Origin of the sequence: Gluconobacter sp. Dm-73 (genome assembly GCF_018256215.1) — a bacterium.
In the GTDB taxonomy this organism is placed as follows: Bacteria; Pseudomonadota; Alphaproteobacteria; order Acetobacterales; family Acetobacteraceae; genus Gluconobacter; species Gluconobacter cadivus.
On the sequence record NZ_JAERLW010000015.1, the window covers coordinates 60001 to 63165 of the forward strand.

Sequence of the window (3165 nt, forward strand, 5' to 3'; positions counted from 1 at the left end):
ACACCGCATGAGTGCGGAAGTTGGCTTCATCTTTATGGTGTGGCTGGTTTCTGTGCATGTGTCTTCAGAGCCGTCTTCGGATGGAAATGAAGAATGGTGTGAGAATGAGAAGGGCGTTCGGTGGATGCCTTGGCACTAAGAGGCGATGAAGGACGTGGTACGCTGCGAAAAGCCATGGGGAGCCGCGAACAGGCTTTGATCCGTGGATGTCCGAATGGGGCAACCCCCTCGCAAGAGGATCATGCACTGAATACATAGGTGTATGAGGCAAACCCGGGGAACTGAAACATCTCAGTACCTGGAGGAAAAGACATCAACAGAGATTCCGCTAGTAGTGGCGAGCGAACGCGGAGCAGGCCAATGCCTTGTCAAGAAGAAGCAAAACGGTCTGGAAAGTCCGGCAAGAATGGGTGATAGCCCCGTATGCGTAGTGTTTTGACAAGGATTCGAGTAGGGCGGGGCACGTGAAACCCTGTCTGAACATGGGGGGACCACCCTCCAAGCCTAAATACTCCTTAGTGACCGATAGCGAACAAGTACCGTGAGGGAAAGGTGAAAAGCACCCCGATGAGGGGAGTGAAAGAGACCTGAAACCGGACGCCTACAAGCAGTCGGAGCCTCTTATGGGGTGACGGCGTACCTTTTGTATAATGGGTCAGCGAGTTTCTGTTTGCAGCGAGCTTAAGCCGTTAGGTGTAGGCGTAGCGAAAGCGAGTCTGAATAGGGCGAATGAGTTGCTGGCAGAAGACCCGAAACCGAGTGATCTAGCCATGGCCAGGCTGAAGGTGCGGTAACACGCACTGGAGGGCCGAACCCACGCCTGTTGAAAAAGTCGGGGATGAGCTGTGGCTAGGGGTGAAAGGCCAATCAAACTCGGAGATAGCTGGTTCTCCGCGAAATCTATTGAGGTAGATCGTCGGGTGTTTACCCTGGGGGGTAGAGCACTGGATGGGCTAGGGGGGCCCAAAGCCTTACCAAACCTAACCAAACTCCGAATACCCAGGAGTATAGCCCGGCAGACAGACAGTGGGTGCTAAGGTCCATTGTCGAGAGGGAAACAGCCCAGACCACCAGCTAAGGCCCCTAAATCGTGGCTAAGTGGGAAAGGATGTGGGGATTCCAAAACAACCAGGAGGTTGGCTTAGAAGCAGCCATCCTTTAAAGAAAGCGTAATAGCTCACTGGTCTATTAGAAACCCTGCGCCGAAAATGTAACGGGGCTCAAGCCACGTGCCGAAGCTGTGGGTGCATACTTTAGTATGCGCGGTAGCGGAGCGTTCCGTAAGTCTGCGAAGGAGACGGGGTGACCCTCTCTGGAGATATCGGAAGTGCGAATGCTGACATGAGTAGCGACAAACAGTGCGAGAAACACTGTCGCCGAAAGTCCAAGGGTTCCTGCGCAAGGTTAATCCACGCAGGGTGAGCCGGCCCCTAAGGCGAGGGCGAGAGCCGTAGTCGATGGGAACCAGTTTAATATTACTGGGCCTGCCAGAAGTGACGAATGAGAGATGTTGTCTGTCCTTAACGGATTGAACAGGCTTTTCAATCATTCCAGGAAATAGCTCTGGCGTATAGACCGTACCCGAAACCGACACAGGTGGACTGGTAGAGAATACCAAGGCGCTTGAGAGAACGATGCTGAAGGAACTAGGCAAATTGCTCGTGTAACTTCGGGATAAACGAGACCCGCTCGTGGGCAACCATGGACGGGTGGCACAGACCAGGGGGTAGCGACTGTTTAGTAAAAACACAGGGCTCTGCGAAATCGTGAGATGACGTATAGGGCCTGACGCCTGCCCGGTGCCGGAAGGTTAAGAGGAGGTGTGCAAGCACTGAATTGAAGCCCCGGTAAACGGCGGCCGTAACTATAACGGTCCTAAGGTAGCGAAATTCCTTGTCGGGTAAGTTCCGACCTGCACGAATGGCGTAACGACTTCCCCACTGTCTCCAGCATCGACTCAGCGAAATTGAATTCCCCGTGAAGATGCGGGGTACCCGCGGTCAGACGGAAAGACCCTATGAACCTTTACTGCAGCTTTGCAGTGGCATCAGAGACATTCTGTGTAGGATAGGTCGGAGGCTTTGAAGCCGGGGCGCCAGCACCGGTGGAGCCATCCTTGAAATACGACCCTGAATTTTTCTGATGTCTAACCGAGACCAGTAAGCCTGGTCCGGGACCCTGCATGGTGGGCAGTTTGACTGGGGCGGTCGCCTCCCAAAGTGTAACGGAGGCGCGCGATGGTGGGCTCAGGCCGGTCGGAAACCGGCTGTCGAGTGCAATGGCATAAGCCCGCCTGACTGTGAGAGTGACAGCTCGATCAGAGACGAAAGTCGGCCATAGTGATCCGGTGGTCCCACGTGGACGGGCCATCGCTCAACGGATAAAAGGTACTCTAGGGATAACAGGCTGATCTCCCCCAAGAGTCCACATCGACGGGGAGGTTTGGCACCTCGATGTCGGCTCATCACATCCTGGGGCTGGAGCAGGTCCCAAGGGTTCGGCTGTTCGCCGATTAAAGTGGTACGTGAGCTGGGTTTAGAACGTCGTGAGACAGTTCGGTCCCTATCTGCCGTGGGTGTAAGAGACTTGAGAGGATTTGTCCCTAGTACGAGAGGACCGGGATGAACATACCTCTGGTGCACCGGTTGTCACGCCAGTGGCACAGCCGGGTAGCTAAGTATGGACGGGATAACCGCTGAAAGCATCTAAGCGGGAAACCCACCTCAAAACGAGGTCTCATAGAGCCGTGACAGACCATCACGTTGATAGGCCGGGTGTGAAAGTGCAGTAATGCATGCAGCTAACCGGTCCTAATCGCTCATACTTCTCACATCAAACACATGCACAGAAATCAGCCACACTCTCTTCACAAAAACGCACCAACCTCCACCCTCTCTCAAAAGACAGGGTGGGCTGGAAGACCTGGTGGCCATTGCGAGGGCCCTACACCCGATCCCATCCCGAACTCGGCCGTGAAATCCCTCAGCGCCTATGATACTGCACCTTAAGGTGCGGAAAAGTCGGTCGCCGCCAGGTCCCCCAGCCCACTCAATACAACTCACATTCCCCCAACATCACACAATACCCACGCGGGGTGGAGCAGCCCGGTAGCTCGTCAGGCTCATAACCTGAAGGCCGTAGGTTCAAATCCTACCCCCGCAACCA

At 54.8% G+C, this 3165-nt stretch carries 1 tRNA gene and 2 rRNA genes; all 3 read left to right on the top strand.

Annotated elements, in window-relative coordinates:
* The first annotated feature begins 97 nt into the window (after window positions 1-97).
* The 3 genes from JK176_RS14180 to JK176_RS14190 all read left to right on the top strand — a co-directional run bounded on the left by JK176_RS14180 (window position 98) and on the right by JK176_RS14190 (window position 3165).
* Window positions 98-2834 (top strand): 23S ribosomal RNA (locus JK176_RS14180).
* A gap of 87 nt (window positions 2835-2921) precedes the next feature.
* Window positions 2922-3036, top strand: a 5S ribosomal RNA gene (gene rrf, locus JK176_RS14185).
* 52 nt (window positions 3037-3088) lie between these two features.
* Window positions 3089-3165: transfer RNA gene (locus JK176_RS14190), tRNA-Met, on the top strand.